We start from the raw sequence: 21,939 nt of genomic DNA on the forward strand, positions 1-21,939 counted from the left end.
GTCATCGCCGGCCGGGTGGCGGCTGCGTCTGCTCCAGAGGGTTCCACTAGGCGGCCTCCGTGCTGCTAGTCCCGCCGGGTGCCGTGGCGAATCCTGTGGGCATGGTGAAACGCGGTTCTCCGAGCGCTCGCAGGAACTTCCGTTGGCCGGAGAACTCGGTGCGGGCATGGAGCCAGCGGTGGTTGTCCAGGAGGTACGCCTGCCCGGGGGCGAGGTCGAGGCGGTGCTGCCGGGCCAGCAAGGCGGCTTTCAGGTGAGGCAGGTAGGGCTCGGCGAACGGGCTCCACCGGGCAAGTTCGTCCTGCCTGAGCCGGATGCTCGCACAGCCTCCGGCGTGGAGCGTGAAGACCTGTGAAGGATGTCCGGTACCTGTCCCGAAGTACACGGACCGCGGCCTCGACAGCGTCTCGACGGCCTCGGGGCAACGTGCAAGGAGTTCGCTGAGTACCTCTTGTCCGTCGACCAGCAAGGAGTGGCCACCGGCCTCTGCTTTCTGTTCGCAGACCAGGAGAATCAGCCGGGGTGGACGGGGTACCTGGGAGCGGTCGGTGTGCGCGGCGAGCTCCCCCTGCCCGAGCCCGGCGTGCCCCGGGCGGTCAGCGTGCCGCCGTGTGTGCTGGATGGTGGTCAGACCGTCGGGATCGCTGTTCGGGTGAGGTGACAGGTCCATGAGGCGCTTGGCGAAGGTGAGGACATTGCGCCGGGTGAACAGCCCTTCCACGGTCACCAGCCCGTGATCGCACAGCCGCCTGGCGATCTCGTGCTCAGCCTCCGGGGCGTGGACGTCGACACGGTGAGCTGTGAACAGGACCGCGTGCTGCTCTATCACTTCGGGCATCTTCTGCTCCAGGTTCGGCGGGCGGTGTTGTCACAGTGGAAGCGGGAGACAGCAGCCGTAAAGCGACAGATTGTCGACTCGAAAATCCGGGCCGTGCGGGCACCTTGCCGAAGGGGAACTGCTACGTTCCGACCGTCCGGGTCCGCCGCGCAGGACGAGGTACCTCATGCCATACACACCCCCCTTGTGGCCCGTCTCCGTCAAGGCCGTCGCTCTCGACGCCCAGAACCGGGTACTCCTGCTGAAGAACGAGCGGCAGGAATGGGAGCTGCCCGGGGGCCGCCTTGAGATCGGCGATCCGTCCGAAGGCGTCCCGACCGACGAGAGCCCGGCCCGCGCCGTGGAACGTGAACTGCGTGAGGAGACAGGCTGGGAGGTCAAGGCCGGCCCCCTCATCGACGAAGGCGTCTGGATCTACGAGCCGATCCCGGGGCGCCGTGTACTGATCGTGACCTACGGCTGTCACGTCCTGACACCCGACCGGCCCCCCGTACTGAGCCACGAGCACAAGGAGATCGGGCTCTTCACCACCACCGAGGTACCGCACCTGAATATGCCCAGCGGGTACAAGCAGTCGATCGCGGCCTGGACCAGCGGGCGGTAGCCATGGCCGGAGACGGAACGCCGTTCCGGCAGTTCGCTGATGCTCCCCGGCTCTCGGAACATGCCCAGTGGCACTGGGCCACCCCGCAGGCCCAGCCAGTCCTGGCGGCCGGCGACCTGGGCGGGATCCTCCGCTTCTACCGATCCGTTCACCGGCTGAACCAGACGCAGCTCGGCTCGCTGCTCGGCTACGACAAGACCTACATCTCCGCCGTCGAGACCGGGAAACGCAGCCTCGACGACGTCGGATCCCGTCGGCGCGTCTGCGAACAGCTCCGTCTTCCCCCGCACGTACTCGGCATCACCGACCCCGCCGACACCGACCACCGGGCGATGCTCCAGTTCGGTGAGTCCACCATCCGCCTTGCCGAGATCGCCCGCCAGTCCGGCCACGCGTCCGAGGCCGTGGAGGAACTGTGGCCGTTAGCCGCCCGGCTCGAAGCGCGCGTCGATGACGGACACACCGAACGGGACGTTCTCCGCCTTCTCGCGCAGGCTAGCGTCGGCCTCGGCGTCGCGTTGGGGAACGTCCTTCCAGAGGAACGACTCGGTACCGCCGCACGGTGGACGGCCAGAAGCATCAAGATCGCAGACTACTTCGGCGATCCCGGATTCACGTCGTACATCCTGCGCATGCACGGCAATGAACTACGCAAGGCAGGTCTGCGCGGAGCTGCCGTGGAGCGCCTGCTCCACGCCGCCGCCATCGCGCCGACCGCGGACGCACGGGCTGCGGTCCTGCCGCTCCTCGGACGGGCGGCAGGCGCGCTCGGTCATGCTGAACTCTTCGACCGGGTGACGCAGGAATGCGTCGAGCTCCTGGAGACGGTGCCGCACACCAGCCTCTTCAACCCCTTCGCCCTCCACGAGATCCGGCTGCGGGGCCTGGTCGCGACTACTGCGCCATCACCCAGATCCGATACGAGATCAACAACTCCGGGCACTGGCACTACCGTCAGCCCGCTGTGGATTGCACCGACGGTGTCTCAGGAGAAACGGGCCCCTGGTACTACTCCCTGTACCCCACCCGTCACGTCCAGGTCCGAGCCTGTATCGGCTACCCCAACGGCACCGACGTCGTCTGCTCCTCCACCTGGGGCTGACCTCGCACCGCCGGCCCGTCCCGGTGGTCAGATGCATGCAGCAAGACACCGCCCCCCGCCCCTCCTTGAGTTCTAACGGTCGTCGCAACACCTGACTTTCGGGAACGCGATGGACTTCGAGATCCGCGACCGCCGCTTGGCGCCGGGACGCAAAGGCCTGGCCCGCGAGCGGGAGGCATACTTCCAGCTCATGCGGCAGGGAGTCAGTAGCGCACAGGCATGCAAGATCGTCGGGATCAACCGGCGGACGGGCAAGCGCTGGCGCAACGGCACAGCTCCAACGAAGAAGAGACCCGGCTTGCCCGCGCACAGAGCGCGGGCAAGCCGGGTCGATTCGTCGTCTCGTTACCCGACGCAGGACGAGAGGCTGTACATCGCCGACATGGTCAGGGAGAGGGCATCGGTCCGGAAGATCGCCTCGGAGCTGAAGCGGAGCCCGTCGACCGTCAGCCGCGAGATACGCCGCAACCAGCACCCGACCAACGGCCAGTACAGGCCCCACGCCGCACAGGCCCGCGCCGAGTCCCGGCTGCCCCGCCCGAAGCCCGCGAAGATAGCCCAGAACACCGAGCTGCGGGACTACATCCAGGACGGCCTGGAAAAGCGCTGGAGTCCGGAGCAGATCGTTCACCAGCTCCGCCGGGACTTCCCCGACCGTCCGGAGATGCACGTGGTCCACGAGACGATCTACCAGGCCCTCTACATCCAGTCCCGCGGCGAACTCCGCAGAGAACTCGCCCGCGCCCTGCGCTCGGGACGGGCCCGCCGCAAGCCCCATCGTCAGTCCAACAAGCGGCAGCCCCGCTTCTCCGCGCCGATGGTGATGATCAGCGAACGGCCGGCCGAAGCCGCCGACCGGGCCATCCCGGGCCACTGGGAGGGCGACTGCATCGTGGGCTCCGGCCACCGCTCCGCGATCGGCACACTTGTCGAACGCTCCACCCGCTTTGTGATGCTGGTCCACCTGCCCAATGGATCGCGGGCCGAGCACTTCCACGTTGCCCTGGCCGACACGGTCAAGACGCTCCCGCCTCACCTCAAGAGGTCCCTGACCTGGGACCAGGGCAACGAGATGGCACGCCACCACGTGTTCTCCACCGCGGCCGACATGCCGGTCTACTTCTGCGAGCCGGGGAGCCCCTGGCAGCGCGGCTCGAACGAGAACACGAACGGCCTGCTACGGCAGTACTTCCCCAAAGGCACCAACCTCTCCACCTACACCCGCGAGCAGCTCGACACTGTGGCTGCGGAACTGAACAGCCGCCCACGCAAGACGCTCGGCTGGGAAAACCCAGCCGAGCGCCTGTCTAAACTGCTCGCACCCGCCCCTCACTGACCCCGTGTTGCAACGACCGCTGGAATTCAAGGAAGGGCCGGACAGGGGGCGTACTGCTTCCCGGTGCCGGGAAGCTAGCAGGTCATCACGTCTTCGGGGCGTTCCGAAGCCCCCGGACCTGCCCGTCGCCGGGGCCTCGGCCGTGTTCAGCCGCAGTCGTTATTGTTGATCTTCAGCGAGCGCGTCGTGTCGTTCAGGTTGTAGGTCCCCAGGATCTACAGGGCTTCCGCCTTTGTGATCTTGATACCCCGAAACGATCCCAGGACTCGGAAATCCCGCGCCCGCCGCCGTGCTTTTGGGGCCGGGCGTCGTTGAATCAGGAAGGTGCCCGGGCGTGTGTCCGGCCGTCGCCTCATCTGTCGCGGCGGCCGCGCGGGATGGGGCCGTACAGCTTCCGGTACTCCGTGAGGTCGGCCTCCGCCACGTAGGCACCGCCCGGCAGACGCCGCATGCCGGGGTGCTCCGGGGCCTTCCGGTTCACGGGCACGCCGTCGACGTCGCTGCCCAGGTACGGATGCTGCTGGCCCGCGGAGTTCTCCACGCACTGCTCGTACCGCTTCTCGGCCAGCGCCCGGCCCGTATAGTCGACCACCCGCCAGTCGGCGTCCCCGCGGACCATGTCGAGCCAGTACCGCACGCTCCCGTCGAGGGGATCCGTGTACTCGGTGACGCTGAACCCGCCTGAATGACTCTCCGTACTGCGCAGTACGGTGCCGGCCTCGTGGGCCTTCCCGTACAGGTCCCAGTAACGGTCCCGCAGCCTGCCCCAGTGGCCGAAGAGGCTGTCCCCGTCCGCCTGGCAGTACAGCACCCGGGAGCCGTCGCTGCGGCGCACGACGAAGAACGGCCGCCGGTCGATGGGCACCTGCTCCCAGCGTCCTTTGTGGAGGCCCATCAGGCGCTGTATCGCGGTCCAGGCGGCGTGCTTGTCGCCGAAGCGGCGGGTACCGAAACCGGCGTGGTCCACGAACCAGCCGGCCGTCCCGCCGGTGAGTTCGCCCACCTGGATCTGCGCCGAGCAGTCCATGGGGCCGTAGTCGCGGAGCGCCCACTGCATCACGGCGCGGTACCGGCCTCTGCGGAGGACTATGGCGTCGCCGTCGCTCATGACACGACCATAGCCGCGGCCCGGCCCGGTGAGCACCGGGTTGAACTCCTTTGCCCGGTAGGCGAAATGAGCCCGCAGTCCGCCCGATGCCGCTGGTACGGGCTCTCGCACGGCCGACGGGGTCAGTCCCGGCCGCGGCCCCGGCGGGTGGGGCCTGGGAGTGGCGCCGCAGGCTTTCCTGGCGGCGGTCCGGTGTGGCTCTGTCCATCCCGTACGGCGGTTCTTTATGCGAGACCGACGCGCTGTCCGGAACAGTAGTTGGCGCAAGGGCAAGAGGTACGTAGGTCACCGATCGGTATCGGTCGGTGTGTATAGTCGGGCGCCAGAAGTCCTCATACGTCAAGGAAAGACGAGGTCGCGCGGTGAAGAAGCTTCTCCTGGTCGCACTGGCCGCCATCGGCGGGCTCCTCGTGTACCGCCAGATCCAGGCGGATCGCGCCGAGCAGGATCTGTGGACGGAGGCGACCGACTCCGTGCCCGCAGGTTCGGGTGTGTGAGACGCCACAGATTTTTGGACTGAAGCCCTGGTCGCGCAATGCGGCCGGGGCTTAGTGCTGTCTGCCCCCACGGTGATTTGCTTCAGTGAATACTTTGCTTGCTCAAGCAAAACTTCTGGGTGGGGGTGGGGTGCTTCGGGTGGGTTGCGTGGTGGGTGAGGCTGACCCGGTCCGCTTGGTCGGCCTGATCGATGTGGTTCGCGTGGTTCGTGTGACGGGGGTGCGGCTCAGGACTGGGACAGGGCCCAGAAGCCGACGCCGAAGCAGATCAGCGCGAGGACCAGCACCGGGATCACGATCTTCGGCGTGGGGGTCCTGCGCCGGTTTCTGCGGGCGGCCCGGCGGATTTCCGCCCGGGAGAGCGGAACCTGAGGGGCTCGGGCGGTGTAGGTACGAGTAGGAGGGGTTTCGTACGGCGCCGGTGCCGTGGGAGCCGCTCGGGGCCGCAGGAGGTGCGGCTCGGGTGTCCGGGCGTGGAGGGGGTGGGTGCTGTGCGCGGGTACGGGATCGGGGGCGGGCGCGGCAGCCGGTGGCGGTGTCTGCCCGGGCGCCGCGGGCAGGGGAGCGGGCGTGGGGGGAGGAGTGGCCGGCTGGACCGGGTGCGGTGGCGGTGTGGGCGGCTGCTGGGGCGGTGGTGGCACCAGGACGCCACCGGTCCCCGTGCCCGGCACGGGAGGGGCGGCGGGGGGCGCGGGGTGCCCGGGTGGCTTCGCGGCCGTCTGTCCGGTGCCGGATGCCGCCGCCGCCCGTGCGGCCTGGGTGCCGGGCGCGGGAGGCCCCTCGGGCCCCGACGGGCCGAAGCCGGCCGGAAGCGGCTCCAGTTGATCGAAGATCTCGACCGGCTCGTCGTCGGTGGCGTTCTCGGGGAGCGCCTCGACGGCGGTCATCAGGGCCTTGCGGGCCCCTGCGGCGCTGCGGAAGCGGTCTTCGGGGTCGGGCTGGAGCAGCCCGGCGAGGACCTGCCACAAGGGCTCAGGGATGCCCAGAGGGGCCCCCGGGGTGCCATGGCCGGTGAAGTGCTCGACCAGGGCCACCGCGTCCGGCTTCTGGCCCTGGAGCAGATAGAGCCCGACCAGGCCGACGGCGAAGAGGTCGGCCGGGAAGTCCGGCTCCGAGCCGGTCATCTGCTCGGGCGCGAAGTAACCGGGCGTGCCCACCACATAGTTGGTCTCGGTCAGCCGGGGTTCGCCCTTGCGCATGGCGATACCGAAGTCGGACAGCCGCAGATGCGGCCGCCCGGTCCCGGTGGCCTCCAGCAGGATGTTCGCCGGTTTGATGTCGCGGTGCACCACGCCCTCCGCGTGCACGGCGGCGAGTCCGGACAGCAACTGATCGAGCAGGGTGCACACATAGCGAGGCGGCAGCGGGCCGTAGTCGCCGATGACATGCGCCAGCGACCCGCCGCCCACCAGATCCATGGTGAACAGCACCTTGTCGTCGTCCGCGGCCCAACTGGCCGGGGCGAGGACATGCGGGTGATCGATACGCAGGGCCTGTTCGCGGACGAAGCGCAGCAGCGTGTGGGCGTCGCTCTGCTGGAGCACCTTGGCCGCGACATAGCGGCGGCGGCGGTGGTCCCAGGCACGCCAGACGGCGCCGGCACCGCCGCGCCCGATCGGGTCGATCAGCTCGTACCGAGCCGCGAAGACCTCACCCATGGCGCTGCGTCCGCTCCCCGTTCCCTCGTGAGGCGGTGGTTCCGCCTCGCTGCCCGGCGGTCGGCCCTGTCCGGCCCTGCTGTCGCGGTTTCAGCTCTGGTGCGACTCGTAGTGCGCGACGGCGTCCGCGGTCCGCCCCGCTCCGTACACCCGGAGGAACTCTGCCAGCTCCGGGTGGGTGGAGGCGAGGGAGTCCGCCGCGTCGATGATGTCCCCGGCCGCGGCCACGGACCGCAGCAGTGACTGGATCTCGCGTACGACGCGGCGCACCGTCGGGGCGCCAGAGCTGCTGGTGGTCTGGCTGGTTCCGGTCAGAACGGATCCCCCCTGGGACTTCTTGATCTCCTCCATGCGCCCGGTGGCCTCGACCGCGCTGACGCTGCCGTCCGCCACCTGGCTCGCCAACTCCTGGAGTGCCTGCACGCGCTGGACCACCGCAGGGTTCCCGATCTTGGCGCGCTGACCGCTCATCAGCTGCGACAGCATCGGAGCCGACAGACCGAGCACGGCCGCGAGCCGGGCCTGGTTCAGCCCGAGGTCATCTATGAGCCTGCGGAAGAGCGCCCCCAGCGGTTCCCCGTACCAACTGCGCTGCAGCTCCCTGGCTCTGGCGGTCGTCTCCTGCTGAGCGGCGTCCATGTGCGTCTCCCCATCGCTTCCCCAAGGCGGGCTTCGCTGCTGCGAACCACGTCGTGCATCTTACGGAGAGTGGTTGTTTATCGGGAGTCCTATCCTTTTGCAGGATCACCGCACGCACCCGGTATTCTGGCTGCGGACGGTGGGCGACAAGCGCGTGCACCGGACCGCACCCATCCACTCGGGGCCTTAGCTCAGTTGGTAGAGCGCTGTCTTTGCATGGCAGATGTCAGGGGTTCGACTCCCCTAGGCTCCACATCCCGAGAGGTGCTCTGACCTGCGGAAATGCAGGTCAGAGCACCTCTCCGTGTTGATGACGTCCCTATCGCGTCCGCACGCCTCCGGCATGGCGTGCTCTTCGTGGCATCCATCAAGAATCATGAGAATCGCGATGGAACGATCCCCTGCATGGTGCGCCGGCGGAGGCAGGGGGGCGAAGGAGGGCGCCGAGAACTTCCGCGATGAGCGGTCGGCCGGGGGAGATTCCGTGATCTTGTGAATGTCCACGGTCAAAACTGGCCGCGGGGCTGGATCCGTGGCCGCGGCTTTGTCACCGATCAGCGGCGCCCTGAGACCATGTTCGAGCCGTACGTCCTGGCTCATATCGACCGGCTTACCGGCGTCCGGAGTGACACCAGGGTCAAGTACCGGAAGCTCGTCCTCGGCAGCATGTCTCCCTGGCTTGAGCCGTACACCGTAGAGGGCGGCGAGGGCTCCATCGTCCGGGGGATGGTTCGGGACCGGCTCAACGACCACAAGGCATGCCGCCGTCGATGCCGTGCCCTCCCTTCGGACCGCCAACCCGCCAAACCGGGTGCCAGGAAAAGACTCCCCCGGCTGGACACTGACGATGTCGAAGACGGGATCTGCCCGCTGGAGCGGGAGGAGTGGGCGTGGGTCATCCCGGCCGCCGGGAGCCGCCGTGCCTCGGGGATGTGGACGCCGAGGCCCAGGATCTGGGAGTGATGGCGGAGACCGGTTTCCGCTGGGGTGAGGCCATCGCTCTTCTCGTTGACCTGTTCAAGATCAGCGCCGGAGCCGCCGTAGGCACCGCGACCACTGCCGCAGTCGGCTTGTCGCTGAAGGCGCTCCAGACGATCACCTCGGTCACATCCGAGAAGCTCGGCGGAGTCGAGGATCCGTCTTGTGGGTCTGCCCGACTGATACAGGTCGGCGGTTTGCTGCTTTGCACCTCGCGGTGACCTCCGGAAGCCGTCATCCGGCCGTGCCCAAGCCTCCCTGGGCCATGGCGTTGGCGGTTGCGAACGACTCCGGAACCCGTGTGGACACGTCCTCCACACGGGTTCCGGATCGAGGGGATCAAGCGGGATCCAGAAGGACCGAACGGGGTGTATGCCCGAGTTCTGGGGCGTTTTCACAGGTCAGGAAGGTGAAGATCCTGGGTTCTCCTCCCCCGTATCTCCCGTCAGGCACGCAGTTCGATCACCGTGATCTCCGGCTCGGCACCGACCCGTACCGGCGGGCCGAAGAATCCGGCGCCGTTGGTGACGTACAGCTGGGTGTTGTCCATCTTCCCGAGGCCGGAGACGACGGGGTTGGCGAGTTCGGTCAGTTCCGTGAGCGGGAACATCTGCCCGCCGTGGGTGTGACCCGACAGCTGGAGGTCGACCCCGTATCGGGCGGCCTCCTCGATCATCACCGGCTGGTGTGCCATGAGGATGACCGGGCGGCTGGTGTCCCGACCGCCGAGCGCCCGTTCGTAGTCCGGCCCGCGCCCGTGGTCGGCGGCGGACAGGTCCTCGACCCCGGCCAGGTCGAGCACGGCGCCGTGGTGGCGGATCGCCCTCCGCTCATTGAGGAGCGTGGTGACTCCGAGGTCGTGCAGTTCATCGACCCATGCCTCGGCGCCGTCGAACATGTACTCGTGGTTGCCCGTCACGAAGAACGCGCCGTGTGTCGATTCCAGATGACGCAACGGGCGGGCGGCAGGAGCCAGTTCGGAGGGTGTTCCGTCCGCCAGGTCGCCGACGACCGTCACGACGTCGGCCTCCAGCCCGTTGATCATCCGTACGATGCGCTCGGTGTGGGCGCGTCCCAGCAGCGGACCCAGGTGCAGATCGCTGACGACCGCGATCCGCAGCCCGGAGAGCGGCTGGGCCAGCCCGGCGATACGGATGGGCACCCGCTTGATCACCGGGTCGCCGAGCGCCGTCCGCATGCCGAACCCGGTGGTGGTGACGGCGATGCCGCCCGCGGTGAGTGCGGCCGCGCGGCTCAGGAAGAGACGCCGGTCCGGCCGCGCCGGACCGGTGTCCTGGGAGCCGCCCGCCCCTCCGGGTGCCGAACCGGCGCCCGGAAGGGCTTCTTCCGCGTCGCGGGGGACGGTTGCCGTCGGAACCCTCGCGAGCTCCGGAACCGCCGACGTGGGCGCCGTGCCGTTCCGTCGCCGTGCGATCGCCCGGATCGCGAGGACCGCACGCGGGATCTCCAGCACCAGCAGAGCCAGCATCAGGTACAGCAGCACACCCAGCCAGACGTACCCCGCCCAGGCCAGCGGCCGTCCCGTGTCCGGGCCGAGCGCCGGGACGAGGATGCGCGGGGCGGCCGCGAGCGCCGCCGAGGCGACGATCGCGACGGTGCCCACCCGCCGGGCGGTACCGCCCGGCGGGTGGTGTCGCGCACCATCCTGACCCACAGCCAGCGGTGGATCAGCACGGAGGCCATGACGATGAGCAGGTTCACCAGGGGTGGCAGCATCTACTTCGCCTCGACCGGGTCCTGGCGGGGCGCCTCGGCGGCGGGCGCTTCACTGATTCCGTACCGGGCGTGCAGACGGCGCAGCGGGGCCGGTGCCCACCAGTTGGCCTTGCCCGCCAGCCCCATGAAGGCAGGGACGAGGAGGGTACGTATCAGCAGGGCGTCCACCATGACGGCCAGCGCCATGCCGATGCCCAGCTCCTTCAGGAAGACCACGCCGCCGGTGCTGTAGGTCGCGAAGGTGAGGGCGAGGATCGCGGCGGCCGACGTGACGAGCGGGGCGCTGCGCTGGATTCCTTCGGCGACCGCGCTCGTGTTGTCCCCGGTCCGGTCGTACGCCTCCTTGATCCTGGCCATGATGAACACCTCGTAGTCCATGGACAGCCCGTAGGCGATGCAGAACATCAGGATCGGGATGCTCGGCTCCATGCGGCCGCTCGCGGTGAAGCCGAGGAGACCGGAGAGGTTGCCGTCCTGGAAGCCCCAGACGAGCACGCCGAACATCACGCTGAGGCTGAGGATGTTGGCGATCGTGGCCTTCAGCGGAATGAGCAGGCTGCCCGTCATCAGGAAGAGGATGAGGAAGGTGACCAGCAGGATCAGGGCGACGACGAACGGCAGGCGGTCGAGGAGCTCCCCGCGGAAGTCCGTCATCGCGGCGGGGAAGCCGCCCACCCGCACCTCGGTGTAGGGGGCGTCCACCGCGCGTACCCGCTCGACGAACTGCGCCATGTCGCCGGCCAGTGCCTCCTGGTCGGGGACGACCGTCAGACGGGTGTGCTCACCGGCCTCGAAGCGGCCGGGGCCGGACGTCGCGCCCACTCGGTCGCCGTCGCGGTACGTGCCGCTCCCGGTGTCCACCTGGAAGACGCCGGGAAGCTGTGACAGCCGCTCCGCGTAGTCCGGGCCGGGTGCGTTCGCCGCCGCCTCGCCGCTGGTGATGATCTGGTACGGATCTCCTCCTGCACGATGCGGCTGGAGGCGCTCGCGGGAAGCACGCGCTCGTCGGGCAGGCCGAACTGTGCGCCGAGGAAGGGCGCGCCCATGGCGAGCAGGGCGATCAGTACGGGAAGGCCGTAGAGGAGCGGCCTGCGCATGACCTTCAGGGTGTTGCGGTACCAGCGGCCGGTCTCCACGGCGGGCTCGGTCCGGCCCGGTCACAGGGTGCTGGGCGGCCCCCGGCCCACGGGGAGGAAGCCGGATCCCGCAGTCGCCGAAATCTCCCGGCTCTGCGGCCATCTCCCGCTGGCTCTGCGGGTGGTGGCGGCCGGATCCGCGGTCACACCGCACTTCGTCCTCAGGTCCGTGGCCAGGGAACTCGCCGCGGCCGGACCACTGGCCGGAACCTCCGTGGCGGACGACGAGCGGGCGTCCGTGGGTGCTTCGCTCGACCTGTCCTACCAGCGGCTCGACGACCGGGGCCGACGGTCCCTGCGCCTGATCGGCCTTCTCCCGGGCCACGATCTGACCTACGCGGCCACAGCCGCCCTGATCGGCACGGACGAGGCCGCCGTCCGCCCCGCCCTCAACGCTCTCACCGCCGCGAACCTCCTGGTCCAGCACGCCCCCGGCCGCTTCCGCTTCCCGCACGACCTGCTCCGTGAGTACGCCTGGGACCGGGCCGGGGACGAGGAGCCGGCCACGGCCCGGCAGGACGCGCTGAACCGCCTCATGGGCTGGTACACCCAGGTCGCGACCGTCCTCGACGGGCGTGTCGGCCGGATCCACGTGGTGGGACAGGAGTCCCGCGCCACCGAGCACGCGCCGATCTCCGCGGAGGACGCGGAGGCCGAACTGCGCAACCTCACCGCTGCGGTGGAGCACACCGCCGAGCACGGCCCGTACGTCGCCGCCTGGACGCTCGCGGGCATGCTGCGTGAGACCTGCAAGCGCCGGTCGCGGGTTCCCGAGTGGCTGGCCGTCGCACGGGCTGGGCTGCGGGCCGCGCAACGGGGCGCGAATCCACGCGCAGAGACCGAGCTCTCCCTCAGCCTCGTCGACGCCTCCCTCACCGCCGGTCTCATCGAGGCCGCTGAGGAGTACGTCCAGCGCGCCCTCCGGCTCAGCGAGCTCCACGACTGGCCGGATCTGCTGGCCGCCTCCCGTGAGCAGCTGGGGCGTGCCCGCTGGAACACCGGCGCACTGGACGAGGCGCGCCGGCACCTGACGGAGTCCATCCGGCTCTACTCGGCGGGACCCGATCACCTGCGGACCGCCCTCGCATACGGCGCACTCGCCCGGGTCGAGCTGGACTCCGGGGCTCCCGACGCCGCCTACCGCCTCTACTTCCGTTGCTTGCGGTTGAGCCGCTCACAGTCCCACCGCGGTGTCGAGGCGATGACCCTCGTCGAGCTGGGCCTGGTCCACGAGGCCCTCGGCCACCCGGACACCGCCGCGCTCTCCCTCGAAGCCGGCCTCGCGCTCAGCAGGGACAACCGAGGGCTCCAGCGCCCCGAAGCACTCTCCCTGTCCTATCTGGGTGCCCTGAAGGCGAAGACGGGCGACCGCGAGGCCGCACGCTCCCTGTGCCTGGCCGGCATCAAGGTGGCGGAGGAGCTCGGCGACCTCTGGGCCCAGGCGGAGTGCCGCAACGCGGCAGGACGCGCGATGTCGGCGCTCGGCTGGCCCCACCGGGCCGCGGAGCACCATCGCGAGGCCCTGCGCATCGCACGCCGTCTCCACTTCCACCGGGCCGAACAGCACGCCCTGGCAGGTCTTCGCACCACCGCCTTCGAACCCTGCCCGGCCGGGTGACGGCTCCGCACAAACGATGAGAGGGGCGCCGGAAAGCCGTGAAGTCTTCCGGCACCCCTCCCATGTGCCGTTGTTCCGTCCGTCGTGCATGCGGCATCACCCGAACGCAAACGACCGGGCCGGCATGCGCGACAGCCGCGCCGGCGTTCATCTCGCTCTGCTGAGGACCACCGGCGAGGACCGGCGCGACTCCGTCCCAAAGCCGCCGGTCCCCGAAAGCCGCCGGTCCTCGGAGGCCGCCGGGCAGGGTCTTCGGACGGCCGCGGATGCCTTCAGTAGCTCCGAGCGACGTCCCCCGGGCAGCCCAGCGCGGGATGCCGTTCCCCGGGGGAGGCGGCAGGGTGGCCTTGAGCAGGACCCTCCCACCCGGACACCTTCCCTCCACGTTCCCCCACGGGGCTCTCCCCCGGTCTTCCGCGCAGACAAGGACTGGCCATGGCCGTGACCCGATACCGGCGGCTCTCCGGCGCCGCAGGGGCAGTGTTCCTGACCGCCTCACTCGCCGGGTGCTCCGGTCTGGGGCGTACGGCGGTGGGCCCCGTCGAGTACGGAACCCGGGGCGCCGGCCATGTCGTGGTGCAGAGCCCCGTGGTCACGGGGTGCCATCGGCTCAAGCAGGCAGGCGCCGTCTCGGTCGCCAACGGCACGCTGGTCGACATCATCATGTACCCCACCACCGACTGCTCCGGCTCCAGCTCGGTCTATGTGGCGACCGGGACATCCGATGTGATCGCTCCGAACTCGCCCCCCTGGCGGAGTTACAGCATCGTCCACTGAACGGCCCGGGGAATTGAACGGGCCGGGGTGACTGAACGGCCCGGGGCGGCTGAGAGCCCGTATGGCATCGTGAGCGGACTGCCCCGGTCAGGGCCGGGCTCATGGCGGCGGATGCCGGGACAGCGCTTGTGTGAGCTGGATCACCGGAACTCCGGGTGCCGAGCGGACAACTGATGACGTGGACTACGCGATGCACGGTCGGATACGCGATGGTGACCCGGAGGCGTTCAGGGAACTGTTCGACGCCCATGCCTCCCTGGTGTACCGCCATGCCGTAAGGACGACCGGTGACTGGGCGCTCGCCGAGGACGTTGTCTCCCTCACGTTCCTGGAGGCGTGGCGGCTGCGGCACAAGCTGAGAGACGAGGGGGAGAGCCCCCGGCCGTGGTTGATGGGCATCACCGTCAACGTCCTGCGCAACACCACGCGTACCGCCCGTCGGCACCGTGCGGCACTGGGCCGGCTGGAGGTCCGCGACACCGTGCCCGACTTCGCGGACGAACTCGTCGGACGGCTCAGCGACGCCGCCCAGTTGGCCGCCGCGCAGCGTGCGCTGAAGAAGCTGCGACGGGGTGACAGAGAGGTCTTCACGCTCTGCGTCTGGTCCGGACTGGGGTACTCGGAGGCCGCCGAGGCACTCGGTGTACCGGTGGGCACGGTCCGCTCCCGCCTCTCGCGCGCCCGGACGCGCCTGCGCGCGCTCACCGAACAGGAACTGCGCGATTCCCCCGTGCGGGAAGGGCGAGGAGGCCCGGAACCAAGGACATCGCGGCGTTCTTTGGAACCCACCCCCGGCTACGGACAAGTACGGGGTGGCCGCACGGATGCGGTCCGGTCGAATGAGGAGAAGAACCGATGACCCGCACCCCCTGGCGGCGGAAGCAGGAGCCGCTCGACCATGCGGAACTGGCCCGGCTGCTGCCCGCGCCCGGTGATCCGGATCTTTCACGCGACCGTCGCCGACTCCTTGAGGAGTATCTGATGCGTGAGATCCAGCAGACCCCGGAACCCAAGCCGGTACGACCGGTGCGGCGCGCGCTGTTCATCGGCGTTCCCGTCACCGCGCTCGCCGTGACCACCGCACTCGTGGTGGGTGTGATCACCGATGACGGGATCGGATCCGACAAGGCCAAGGCGCCGACCGTAAGGCTGGACACGGACAGTACGGGGAATGTGGCGACCACCCTGAACCTGATCTCCCAGGCGGCCGCCAAGCAGACGATTCCCGAGCCGAAGCCGGGCCAGTACATCTACATCAAGAGCCGGGTGTCCTTCCTCTCCCAGGAGATCAGCGCCGATTCGGGCAAGGCGAAGGTGCAGATAGACAAGCCGTATCTGCGGGAGGTCTGGAAATCCCCCGATGACAAGAAGGGCTGGCTCATCGATGAGGGAAGGTTCAAGAACGGCATATCCCTCGACGACGACTACACAGGACCGCCCATGAGCGGTTACAACTACCTCAAGACGCTGCCGACCGATCCTGATGTTCTGCTCAAGAAGATCTACAAGGACTCGGAGGGGCAGGGCAAGAGCCGGGGGCGCCATGCCCGGGCATTCACCGCGATCGGCGACCTGCTGCGTGAAGAGCTCGCTCCGCCCAAGGTGTCCGCCGCCCTCTATCAGGCCGCCGCGAAGATCCCGGGGGTGGTCGTCCTGAACAAGGCGGAGGACGGATTCGGCCGGGACGGTATCGCCGTCGCGCATAAGGACCAGTCGGACGGTTCCCGCTCGGAGTGGGTCTTCGACCGGGCGACCTACGCCTATCTCGGTGAGCGTGTTGTCCAGCTCAAGGGCGTCGACGGTGTCAAGCCGGGCACCGTCACCGGCCGCACCGCCATTCTGGAGCGTGCCGTGGTCGACGCCAAGGGGCAGCGTCCTGTGGGTAAGCGCTCGTAGTCCCTCCGGGGGCGCCGAGCTCCGGCGCCCCCGTTCGGGCCTGGTGTTTCACGTGAAACGTCACAGTGTCCCGGTCGCTCTCTTACGGCCCTGACGCGGTGAACGCCCCGCCCAACGCCCTCGCGCCCACAAGCAGCCGATCAGGGTGAGGCAGGCGCACCGGACGAGGGCGTTGAGTCCGCTGCTGCCCAGAGGCCACTCAAAGGCCGGGTAACGGCGCCACGACAACCCCTTGCTTCCGGTGTCACCCTGCCCCGCCCCCGCCTCAGCACCAGTTTCCAGGTGCCGCAACCGGGCCGGTGTGGGCCGTACGGGTGGTGTTCATCAGAAGAACCGCTTAGCGGCAGCGTCGGTCCCGCGCAACTCAAGATGCATACACATCATGAGAAAGGTATGTAGATCGCCCAAACCGAAAGCGAGGGATCATGACCTGTGCCAAGGTCAGAAATCTGTGGACCGCGTTTCTCGGCGCGCTCGTCGCGCTGCTGGCGTCGCTGGGGCTGACCGGCTCCATCGCCGCGCGCCGGGCCGCTGTGCGGACGCCGGACGAGCCGGCACAGCCCAAGGAAGCCGTGAAGGCGCAGAAGTCGGTGACGCCGCGGGAGCCGGCGCGATCCGGCGGGCCGGGGCTTTCGCACCGGGAGCGCGAGCGGGTACAGGAGCGCGAGCGAGCCGCCCGTACCCCGCTGTCGGCACTGGTGCCCGCGCAGAGCACCCGCTGGAACGCGGGAGCACGCGTCAGGTCGCTGCCGCCCACCATCAAACAGCGCATCCGTGCCGAGGCCCACGGGGCGTCGCCCTCGGTCCGTAAGCTGCCCGCCTTCGATCTCGACGGTCCGCTGACCGTCCGGGCCGTGGAAGCGGTCGCGGACCGGGCGCTGGGCGGGGACCGTTCACGGGCCGTGGACCGGGCTCTCGTTCCGGCCGGGACATTCATCCCGGACTCCCGTACGGCGGGGGACGCAGGGACCACCATGGACGGGATGCTCTCCCGCGACACCTCCGAGAACAGCGGCGCACCTGAAGGCCGCGGCCCCGAGGACACGAGCACGCCCGGCGGGCCCTGTACGGCCGTGAGCCGGATCCCCGCCCACAGCGTCCCTGGCAGTGCCCCCGTCAGCGTCCCTGACGGTGTCCCTGTCCAGGCTCCCGGCCTCGTCGTGCCCGCCCAGGACGCGCCCGTCTCCCTCGCGGCTTCCGCCGGCTCCGCTCGCCCGGGGACAAGCGCGGACGAGCCGGCCGGCACTGGCGGCCCGTCCGCCGCGCCGCCCGCCTTCGCTCCCCTGCGCGCGGTGCCCCTGGCGGCCGCCGTGTCCTCGTCGGACACCGGCCCCGACGCCCCGGACCGGACGCTCACACCGGAGCACGACCATGACCACGACCGGGCGCACGGCTCCGAGGTCCAGCGCCCTGTGACCCACCTGGCCCAGCGCCCCGTACGGAACCCCGGCGCCGCCGCGCACACCCGTACCGGGGACCTCGCCGCGGCGTGAAGCGCCGGGATCCGCGTCCGCGATTCCCGGCGCCACCCACCGGCCTGCCCGCCTCACACGCGGTGTCCGATCAGCGGCGGTCGTCGCGATCCGAACCCTCCGCATCGGCCTGCTTGGCCTGTACCTCGGGATCCAGCGCCTCCGGACTGCCGTCGACGGACGACAGCGGATCACGCCCGGAGACCTCGGTCGCCGCGGGCGGCTCCACCAGCCAGTCGGGGTTCGCCTGCTTGTCCCACCACTTCCACACGGCAAAGGCCCCGACAGCAACGACACCGACGATCGCGAGACCCTTGCCGAACCGCGCGGCCTTCGCCCGCCGCTCGTGCTTCCTCACAAGCTTCTGAATCTCCTTCGGCGTCACCTGACCGCGTAGCGCGGCCAGTGCGGCGGCGGAGCGAGTAGCGGCCTCGTCCCGTACGGGACCGGCCGCGGCGACCGCGTACTCGATACGCGGTTTGGTGTAGTCCGCCGCCTGACGCGCGGCCTTCCGGGCGTGAACCGCCGCCCGGTGCGCGGCGTCGTCCACCTGCGGTGGCACATGCGGCGCCACATGGGCGTCGTACTGGACGCGGGCCTGCTGAGCGGCCTTCGAGACCTTCGGCGCGAGCCTTACGCGGGCTTCGTGTGCGTAGTGCACGGCCTGGTCCCGGGCCGTACCGGCGTATGGCGCCACCACTTCCGCGGCGTGCAGCACGCTGTCCTTCGCCGTATCGGTTGCGGCGCGCACGCTGTCCATGCGGGTCACGGGGATCCTCCTCCTCGGTGGCGTTCTGGGGTCCTGGGGTGCGCCCCAGCTCGGCACATTTCGCCTATCCGTCTGCTGGGAAATCATGCCTGCCCACCGCCGCCTCGGCATGCGGTGCGAGCATCCGGGTCAGCGGCGCGGGCATCCGGGTCATACGGGGAACCTGGGCACGACGATGCCACGATTCCGGCCGGGGCGCGCCTTCACTGCGCCCACTCCGGCCGGATTTCCGCCCGGGCCGCCCTTCCGTGCGAGGATCGGGGACGTTCAGTGAGACGACTTACGGAAGGCAGGACCGTGGCCGAGCAGCTTTACGCCACCCTGAAGACCAACCACGGCGACATCGAGATCCGGCTGCTGCCGAACCACGCGCCCAAAACGGTCAAGAACTTCGTCGAGCTCGCGCAGGGCGGGCGGGAGTGGACCCACCCGGCCACCGGCGAGAAGTCCAGCGACAGGCTGTACGACGGCACGGTGTTCCACCGGGTGATCAGCGGCTTCATGATCCAGGGCGGCGACCCCCTCGGCAACGGCACCGGTGGTCCCGGCTACAAGTTCGCCGACGAGTTCCACCCCGACCTGGCCTTCGACCGTCCCTACCTGCTGGCCATGGCCAACGCGGGGCCGGGCACCAACGGCTCGCAGTTCTTCATCACCGTGGCCCCCACCGCGTGGCTGACCCGCAAGCACACCATTTTCGGCGAGGTCAGCACCGACGCCGGCAAGAAGGTCGTGGACGAGATCGGGGGCACGCCGACCAACCCGGGCACCGACCGTCCGCTCAGTGACGTCGTGATCGAGTCCGTCGTCATCGAGACGCGCGAGGACTGAGCCCACCGGGCGCGAGGGCCGGATCCACCGGGCCGGCGCCCGCCCGGGGCACCCGTGTGCGGCCGCGCCGCGGCGTCGGCTCCCGCCCGGGCCCGTTCGAGGCCGGTTCGGGGCCTGAGGGGTTTTGCTGCCCGCGCACGCACCGACGGGTACGCCCTCACGCACCTCCACGCACCCCTTACGCACACCCGCCATGCGATCGGGGAACAAATTCGCCCCGTCCATCCGTCTGGATGGACGGGGCGGTGTGTTGAGTCGGGAATACTGATTGAGGGATTTCATGGACCAGGCGCCAGGCAGTCCACCTGAATCGCAGGGCGCGCAGAGCGTGCCCAGCTGCTATCGGCACCCGGATCGCGAGACGGGTATCACCTGTACCCGCTGTGAGCGCCCGATCTGTCCGGAGTGCATGATCAGCGCCTCCGTCGGGTTCCAGTGCCCGGAATGCGTCCGTACCGGTTCGGGTACGGGCCACGGCCCCACGGCCAACCAGCCGCGCACCATCGCGGGCGGCACGATCGCCGCCGACTCCTTCCTGGTCACCAAGATCCTCATCGGGATCAACCTCGCCGTCTTCGTGCTGGTGAGCGCGCTCGGCACCCGGTTCGTCAATGAGACCGAGCTGGTCGGCTACGCCTACGACCGGCGGCTGGGCGAGGTCGTCGGACTGGCGGACGGCGAGTGGTACCGCCTGTTCACCTCGATGTTCGTGCACCAGGAAGTGGCGCACCTCGCGTTCAACATGCTCGCCCTGTGGTTCCTGGGCAGGATGGTCGAGCCCGCGCTCGGCCGCAGCCGCTTTCTCGCCCTCTATCTGGTCTCGGGGCTCGGCGGTGACGCCGTCGTCTATCTGCTGGAGTACCCGGGGCGGGGGACGATCGGTGCCTCGGGAGCCATCTTCGGCCTGGTCGGAGCCTTCGCCGTACTGGCCCGGCGCTCGAACCTCGATATGCGGCCGGTCATCGCGATCATCGCGCTGAATCTGCTCATCACCTTCTCCCGGCCCGACTCGATCTCCTGGGAGGCGCATGTCGGCGGTCTGGTGACCGGTGTGCTGCTGGCTCTGGGGCTGGTGTACGGGCCGCGTGAGCACCGGAGAACCGTCCAGGCGGCCACGTTCGCCGCCGTTCTGCTGGTGATCGTCGTGACCATGGTCCTCAGAACCATGGATCTCACCGGATGAGCGGCCCGGGCGGACACCGGAACCCATGGCCCCGGAGCCGGTCCGGAGCCGGGTCAGAGCCGGTCCACAGCCCTTGGTGAGCCCGCCCGGCGCCGACCCGAGAGCCCCGGCCGCGGAGAGCCGGGAAGGGGCCGGGGCCTGAAGCCGGTGCGGCCCCGACCGGCCCGGCAACCGAGGGCCGGGAGCGCGGCACCATGGGTCCGGGACCGGTCACCGCTCACCTGAGCGGGACTCATCCCAACAGTTGTCCACAGTGGGTGGCGGATCTTGTGCATGCTGTGGGGGACATGTGTGCCCCTTGTCGCCGATCCGGGTTTACCCAGCAGGGACAAGGGGCGGAGCACATCATCAAGATGGCCGACGCAGTCACACCGGCGTCAACGTTCTGAAGGTTATCCACAGATCGTCTGACCTTTTCCCCACTGTGGACAACGCTGTGGATAACCTGGGGGCAGAGCTTGACGTCCAGGTGCTCGGGCTGCCGCCTCCGCACCCTTCCCCGCCTGCGCGGTTTCCCCTACTTCCACTGAGTGGAGACGCCGAAGCCCGCCGCGATGAAGCCGAAGCCCGCGACGATGTTCCAGTTGGTGATGGACTTGATCGGCAGCTCGCCCTCGGTCACATAGAAGAGGACGATCCATGCGAGCCCGATCAGGAACAGCCCGAGCATCACCGGCGCGACCCAGCTGCGGCTGGTGAGTTTGATGTTCGTCGCCTGCTTCGTAGCCGGAGGCGGCGTGAAGTCGGCCTTCTTGCGGATACGTGACTTCGGCACGAGGGACTCTCCTGTCGATGCGCTGCGTGACCGCGCAGGGAAACTGTGGCTGGCGCCGGGGGCCGGAGCGACGGGGACCACTGCCTCCCCCGGGCGTCCGTTAGCGTAGTCCTTCCGCGGCGCCTGATGAGATAAGGGTACGCTGAGCAATTCTGCCGACTTCCGGCCAGGTCCGAGGTGAGCGTGCCGGAAGCGGTACGAAGGGCATCCGAGTGGCACACGAGGCAAGAGGTACGGTTTCGACGATGGGTGGACGACGGGTGACGGGCAGGGTGCTGACCGCCGGCGTCTTCGCCCTCGCCGGGCTGATCTTCGTCACCTCCTTCAACACGGCCAAGGGCACCAACCTCCGTACGGACGACTCCCTGCTGAAGCTCTCCGACCTGATCCAGCAGCGCAGCGACAAGAACGGCGAACTCGACGAGTCCACGGCCGCCCTCCGTGACGACGTCGACGCCCTCGCCCAGCGCGACGACGGCTCGACCAAGGCGCAGGACGAGAAGTTCGGCGCCCTGAAGCGGGCCGCGGGCACCGAGAAGGTGACCGGCGACGCGCTGACCGTCACGCTCAACGACGCTCCGCCGAACGCCCGGGCCGCCGCGGGCTACCCCGAGCCGACCGCCAATGACCTGGTCATCCATCAGCAGGATCTCCAGGCGGTCGTCAACGCCCTGTGGCAGGGCGGGGCCGAGGGCATCCAGGTCATGGACCAGCGTCTGATCTCCACCAGCGCCGTGCGGTGCGTCGGCAACACCCTGATTCTCCAGGGGCGGGTGTACTCACCCCCGTACAAGATCACCGCGGTCGGGGACCGGGGGCGGCTCCAGAAGGCGCTCGACGCGTCCCCGGCGATCCAGAACTACCAGCTGTATGTGCAGGCGTACGGCCTCGGCTGGAAAGTCGACGAGCGCGAGGCGGTGACTCTTCCGGGGTACTCGGGCACAGTGGATCTCCATTACGCGAAGCCCGTGGAGTAGCGCTGGGG

The 21,939-nt window shown here is 69.3% G+C and carries 22 protein-coding genes and 1 tRNA gene; 15 read left to right on the forward strand and 8 right to left on the reverse strand.

Annotated features, from left to right (window positions below):
* Positions 1-46 precede the first annotated feature (46 nt).
* A complete protein-coding gene (locus tag ACIBCM_RS13230; protein WP_399242442.1) occupies positions 47-838 on the reverse strand; it encodes a TauD/TfdA family dioxygenase in 792 nt (263 codons plus the stop codon).
* Between the two features lie 166 nt (positions 839-1,004).
* Here ACIBCM_RS13230 and ACIBCM_RS13235 point away from each other — a divergent pair, with 166 nt between their 5' ends.
* The 3 genes from ACIBCM_RS13235 to ACIBCM_RS13245 all read left to right on the forward strand — a co-directional run bounded on the left by ACIBCM_RS13235 (position 1,005) and on the right by ACIBCM_RS13245 (position 3,880).
* On the forward strand, positions 1,005-1,442 hold the full coding sequence (locus ACIBCM_RS13235) for an NUDIX domain-containing protein (protein ID WP_399242444.1): 438 nt from the start codon (positions 1,005-1,007) through the stop codon (positions 1,440-1,442).
* A 2-nt stretch (positions 1,443-1,444) separates the two neighbouring features.
* Positions 1,445-2,620 (forward strand): XRE family transcriptional regulator, encoded by a 1,176-nt coding sequence (locus ACIBCM_RS13240; protein WP_399242446.1) that lies wholly within the window; start codon positions 1,445-1,447, stop codon positions 2,618-2,620.
* A gap of 114 nt (positions 2,621-2,734) precedes the next feature.
* The gene (locus ACIBCM_RS13245; protein ID WP_399242701.1) at positions 2,735-3,880 is read left to right on the forward strand and encodes an IS30 family transposase; all 1,146 of its coding nucleotides are present in this window, start codon (positions 2,735-2,737) and stop codon (positions 3,878-3,880) included.
* A 352-nt stretch (positions 3,881-4,232) separates the two neighbouring features.
* Here ACIBCM_RS13245 and ACIBCM_RS13250 read toward each other — a convergent pair whose 3' ends face one another.
* A complete protein-coding gene (locus ACIBCM_RS13250) occupies positions 4,233-4,988 on the reverse strand; it encodes a hypothetical protein (RefSeq protein WP_399242449.1) in 756 nt (251 codons plus the stop codon).
* Positions 4,989-5,350: 362 nt separating this feature from the next.
* On the opposite strand from ACIBCM_RS13250, the gene ACIBCM_RS13255 reads away from it, so the two are divergent.
* Complete coding sequence (locus ACIBCM_RS13255) at positions 5,351-5,485, forward strand: DLW-39 family protein (RefSeq protein ID WP_003958712.1); 135 nt, start codon at positions 5,351-5,353, stop codon at positions 5,483-5,485.
* A gap of 227 nt (positions 5,486-5,712) precedes the next feature.
* Here the strand turns inward: ACIBCM_RS13255 and ACIBCM_RS13260 are convergent, their stop codons facing one another.
* Both ACIBCM_RS13260 and ACIBCM_RS13265 read right to left on the reverse strand, forming a co-directional pair.
* Positions 5,713-7,143 carry a serine/threonine-protein kinase gene (locus ACIBCM_RS13260; RefSeq protein WP_399242451.1) on the reverse strand — a complete coding sequence of 477 codons (1,431 nt, stop codon included), beginning with the start codon at positions 7,141-7,143 and terminating at the stop codon, positions 5,713-5,715.
* Positions 7,144-7,233: 90 nt separating this feature from the next.
* Positions 7,234-7,782, reverse strand: coding sequence for a helix-turn-helix domain-containing protein (locus tag ACIBCM_RS13265; RefSeq protein ID WP_389266024.1), 549 nt, complete (start codon positions 7,780-7,782; stop codon positions 7,234-7,236).
* 180 nt (positions 7,783-7,962) lie between these two features.
* Between ACIBCM_RS13265 and ACIBCM_RS13270 the strand changes: the two genes are divergently transcribed.
* The 3 genes from ACIBCM_RS13270 to ACIBCM_RS13280 all read left to right on the forward strand — a co-directional run bounded on the left by ACIBCM_RS13270 (position 7,963) and on the right by ACIBCM_RS13280 (position 8,981).
* Positions 7,963-8,035: transfer RNA gene (locus tag ACIBCM_RS13270), tRNA-Ala, on the forward strand.
* A 320-nt stretch (positions 8,036-8,355) separates the two neighbouring features.
* A complete protein-coding gene (locus tag ACIBCM_RS13275; RefSeq protein ID WP_399242454.1) occupies positions 8,356-8,745 on the forward strand; it encodes a hypothetical protein in 390 nt (129 codons plus the stop codon).
* Positions 8,745-8,981, forward strand: coding sequence for a hypothetical protein (locus ACIBCM_RS13280; RefSeq protein ID WP_399242456.1), 237 nt, complete (start codon positions 8,745-8,747; stop codon positions 8,979-8,981). Before ACIBCM_RS13275 ends, ACIBCM_RS13280 begins: the two co-directional genes overlap by 1 nt.
* Positions 8,982-9,205: 224 nt before the next feature.
* Here the strand turns inward: ACIBCM_RS13280 and ACIBCM_RS13285 are convergent, their stop codons facing one another.
* Complete coding sequence (locus tag ACIBCM_RS13285; protein ID WP_399242458.1) at positions 9,206-10,384, reverse strand: metallophosphoesterase; 1,179 nt, start codon at positions 10,382-10,384, stop codon at positions 9,206-9,208.
* 113 nt (positions 10,385-10,497) lie between these two features.
* A complete protein-coding gene (locus tag ACIBCM_RS13290) occupies positions 10,498-11,358 on the reverse strand; it encodes an MMPL family transporter (RefSeq protein WP_399242460.1) in 861 nt (286 codons plus the stop codon).
* A 234-nt stretch (positions 11,359-11,592) separates the two neighbouring features.
* On the opposite strand from ACIBCM_RS13290, the gene ACIBCM_RS13295 reads away from it, so the two are divergent.
* The 5 genes from ACIBCM_RS13295 (at position 11,593) to ACIBCM_RS13315 (ending at position 17,417) form a co-directional block, all read left to right on the forward strand.
* Positions 11,593-13,251, forward strand: a complete 1,659-nt coding sequence (locus ACIBCM_RS13295; RefSeq protein WP_399242461.1) for a tetratricopeptide repeat protein — start codon at positions 11,593-11,595, stop codon at positions 13,249-13,251.
* Positions 13,252-13,686: 435 nt separating this feature from the next.
* On the forward strand, positions 13,687-14,028 hold the full coding sequence (locus tag ACIBCM_RS13300) for a hypothetical protein (protein WP_399242463.1): 342 nt from the start codon (positions 13,687-13,689) through the stop codon (positions 14,026-14,028).
* 190 nt (positions 14,029-14,218) lie between these two features.
* Complete coding sequence (locus ACIBCM_RS13305) at positions 14,219-14,887, forward strand: RNA polymerase sigma factor (protein ID WP_399242702.1); 669 nt, start codon at positions 14,219-14,221, stop codon at positions 14,885-14,887.
* A complete protein-coding gene (locus tag ACIBCM_RS13310) occupies positions 14,884-15,924 on the forward strand; it encodes a CU044_5270 family protein (RefSeq protein ID WP_399242465.1) in 1,041 nt (346 codons plus the stop codon). Before ACIBCM_RS13305 ends, ACIBCM_RS13310 begins: the two co-directional genes overlap by 4 nt.
* A gap of 425 nt (positions 15,925-16,349) precedes the next feature.
* The gene (locus tag ACIBCM_RS13315) at positions 16,350-17,417 is read left to right on the forward strand and encodes a DUF6344 domain-containing protein (protein WP_399242467.1); all 1,068 of its coding nucleotides are present in this window, start codon (positions 16,350-16,352) and stop codon (positions 17,415-17,417) included.
* 70 nt (positions 17,418-17,487) lie between these two features.
* Here ACIBCM_RS13315 and ACIBCM_RS13320 read toward each other — a convergent pair whose 3' ends face one another.
* Positions 17,488-18,165, reverse strand: a complete 678-nt coding sequence (locus ACIBCM_RS13320; RefSeq protein ID WP_399242469.1) for a DUF5324 family protein — start codon at positions 18,163-18,165, stop codon at positions 17,488-17,490.
* Between the two features lie 297 nt (positions 18,166-18,462).
* Between ACIBCM_RS13320 and ACIBCM_RS13325 the strand changes: the two genes are divergently transcribed.
* Both ACIBCM_RS13325 and ACIBCM_RS13330 read left to right on the forward strand, forming a co-directional pair.
* Positions 18,463-18,996 (forward strand): peptidylprolyl isomerase, encoded by a 534-nt coding sequence (locus ACIBCM_RS13325; RefSeq protein WP_399242471.1) that lies wholly within the window; start codon positions 18,463-18,465, stop codon positions 18,994-18,996.
* 280 nt (positions 18,997-19,276) lie between these two features.
* Positions 19,277-20,179, forward strand: coding sequence for a rhomboid family intramembrane serine protease (locus ACIBCM_RS13330; RefSeq protein ID WP_399242473.1), 903 nt, complete (start codon positions 19,277-19,279; stop codon positions 20,177-20,179).
* A 517-nt stretch (positions 20,180-20,696) separates the two neighbouring features.
* On the opposite strand, the gene crgA is transcribed toward ACIBCM_RS13330, so the two are convergent.
* Positions 20,697-20,954: a cell division protein CrgA gene (gene crgA / locus ACIBCM_RS13335; protein WP_389266044.1), complete on the reverse strand. Its 258-nt coding sequence runs from the start codon at positions 20,952-20,954 to the stop codon at positions 20,697-20,699.
* A 245-nt stretch (positions 20,955-21,199) separates the two neighbouring features.
* On the opposite strand from crgA, the gene ACIBCM_RS13340 reads away from it, so the two are divergent.
* Entirely contained in the window at positions 21,200-21,931 is a 732-nt protein-coding gene (locus tag ACIBCM_RS13340; protein WP_399242475.1) for a DUF881 domain-containing protein, read from the forward strand.
* Positions 21,932-21,939 lie beyond the last annotated feature (8 nt).

The sequence above is a fragment of the Streptomyces sp. NPDC051018 genome, from assembly GCF_044456085.1.
Lineage (GTDB): Bacteria > Actinomycetota > Actinomycetes > Streptomycetales > Streptomycetaceae > Streptomyces.

What these genes read in the sequence shown, in the direction of transcription:
- ACIBCM_RS13230 (WP_399242442.1), bottom strand. Translation starts at nt 838, where the DNA reads ATGCCCGAAGTGATAGAGCAGCACGCGGTCCTGTTCACAGCTCACCGT.
- ACIBCM_RS13235 (WP_399242444.1), top strand. Translation starts at nt 1,005, where the DNA reads ATGCCATACACACCCCCCTTGTGGCCCGTCTCCGTCAAGGCCGTCGCT.
- ACIBCM_RS13240 (WP_399242446.1), top strand. Translation starts at nt 1,445, where the DNA reads ATGGCCGGAGACGGAACGCCGTTCCGGCAGTTCGCTGATGCTCCCCGG.
- ACIBCM_RS13245 (WP_399242701.1), top strand. Translation starts at nt 2,735, where the DNA reads ATGCGGCAGGGAGTCAGTAGCGCACAGGCATGCAAGATCGTCGGGATC.
- ACIBCM_RS13250 (WP_399242449.1), bottom strand. Translation starts at nt 4,988, where the DNA reads ATGAGCGACGGCGACGCCATAGTCCTCCGCAGAGGCCGGTACCGCGCC.
- ACIBCM_RS13260 (WP_399242451.1), bottom strand. Translation starts at nt 7,143, where the DNA reads ATGGGTGAGGTCTTCGCGGCTCGGTACGAGCTGATCGACCCGATCGGG.
- ACIBCM_RS13265 (WP_389266024.1), bottom strand. Translation starts at nt 7,782, where the DNA reads ATGGACGCCGCTCAGCAGGAGACGACCGCCAGAGCCAGGGAGCTGCAG.
- ACIBCM_RS13275 (WP_399242454.1), top strand. Translation starts at nt 8,356, where the DNA reads ATGTTCGAGCCGTACGTCCTGGCTCATATCGACCGGCTTACCGGCGTC.
- ACIBCM_RS13280 (WP_399242456.1), top strand. Translation starts at nt 8,745, where the DNA reads ATGGCGGAGACCGGTTTCCGCTGGGGTGAGGCCATCGCTCTTCTCGTT.
- ACIBCM_RS13295 (WP_399242461.1), top strand. Translation starts at nt 11,593, where the DNA reads ATGACCTTCAGGGTGTTGCGGTACCAGCGGCCGGTCTCCACGGCGGGC.
- ACIBCM_RS13300 (WP_399242463.1), top strand. Translation starts at nt 13,687, where the DNA reads ATGGCCGTGACCCGATACCGGCGGCTCTCCGGCGCCGCAGGGGCAGTG.
- ACIBCM_RS13305 (WP_399242702.1), top strand. Translation starts at nt 14,219, where the DNA reads ATGCACGGTCGGATACGCGATGGTGACCCGGAGGCGTTCAGGGAACTG.
- ACIBCM_RS13310 (WP_399242465.1), top strand. Translation starts at nt 14,884, where the DNA reads ATGACCCGCACCCCCTGGCGGCGGAAGCAGGAGCCGCTCGACCATGCG.
- ACIBCM_RS13315 (WP_399242467.1), top strand. Translation starts at nt 16,350, where the DNA reads ATGACCTGTGCCAAGGTCAGAAATCTGTGGACCGCGTTTCTCGGCGCG.
- ACIBCM_RS13330 (WP_399242473.1), top strand. Translation starts at nt 19,277, where the DNA reads ATGGACCAGGCGCCAGGCAGTCCACCTGAATCGCAGGGCGCGCAGAGC.
- ACIBCM_RS13340 (WP_399242475.1), top strand. Translation starts at nt 21,200, where the DNA reads ATGGGTGGACGACGGGTGACGGGCAGGGTGCTGACCGCCGGCGTCTTC.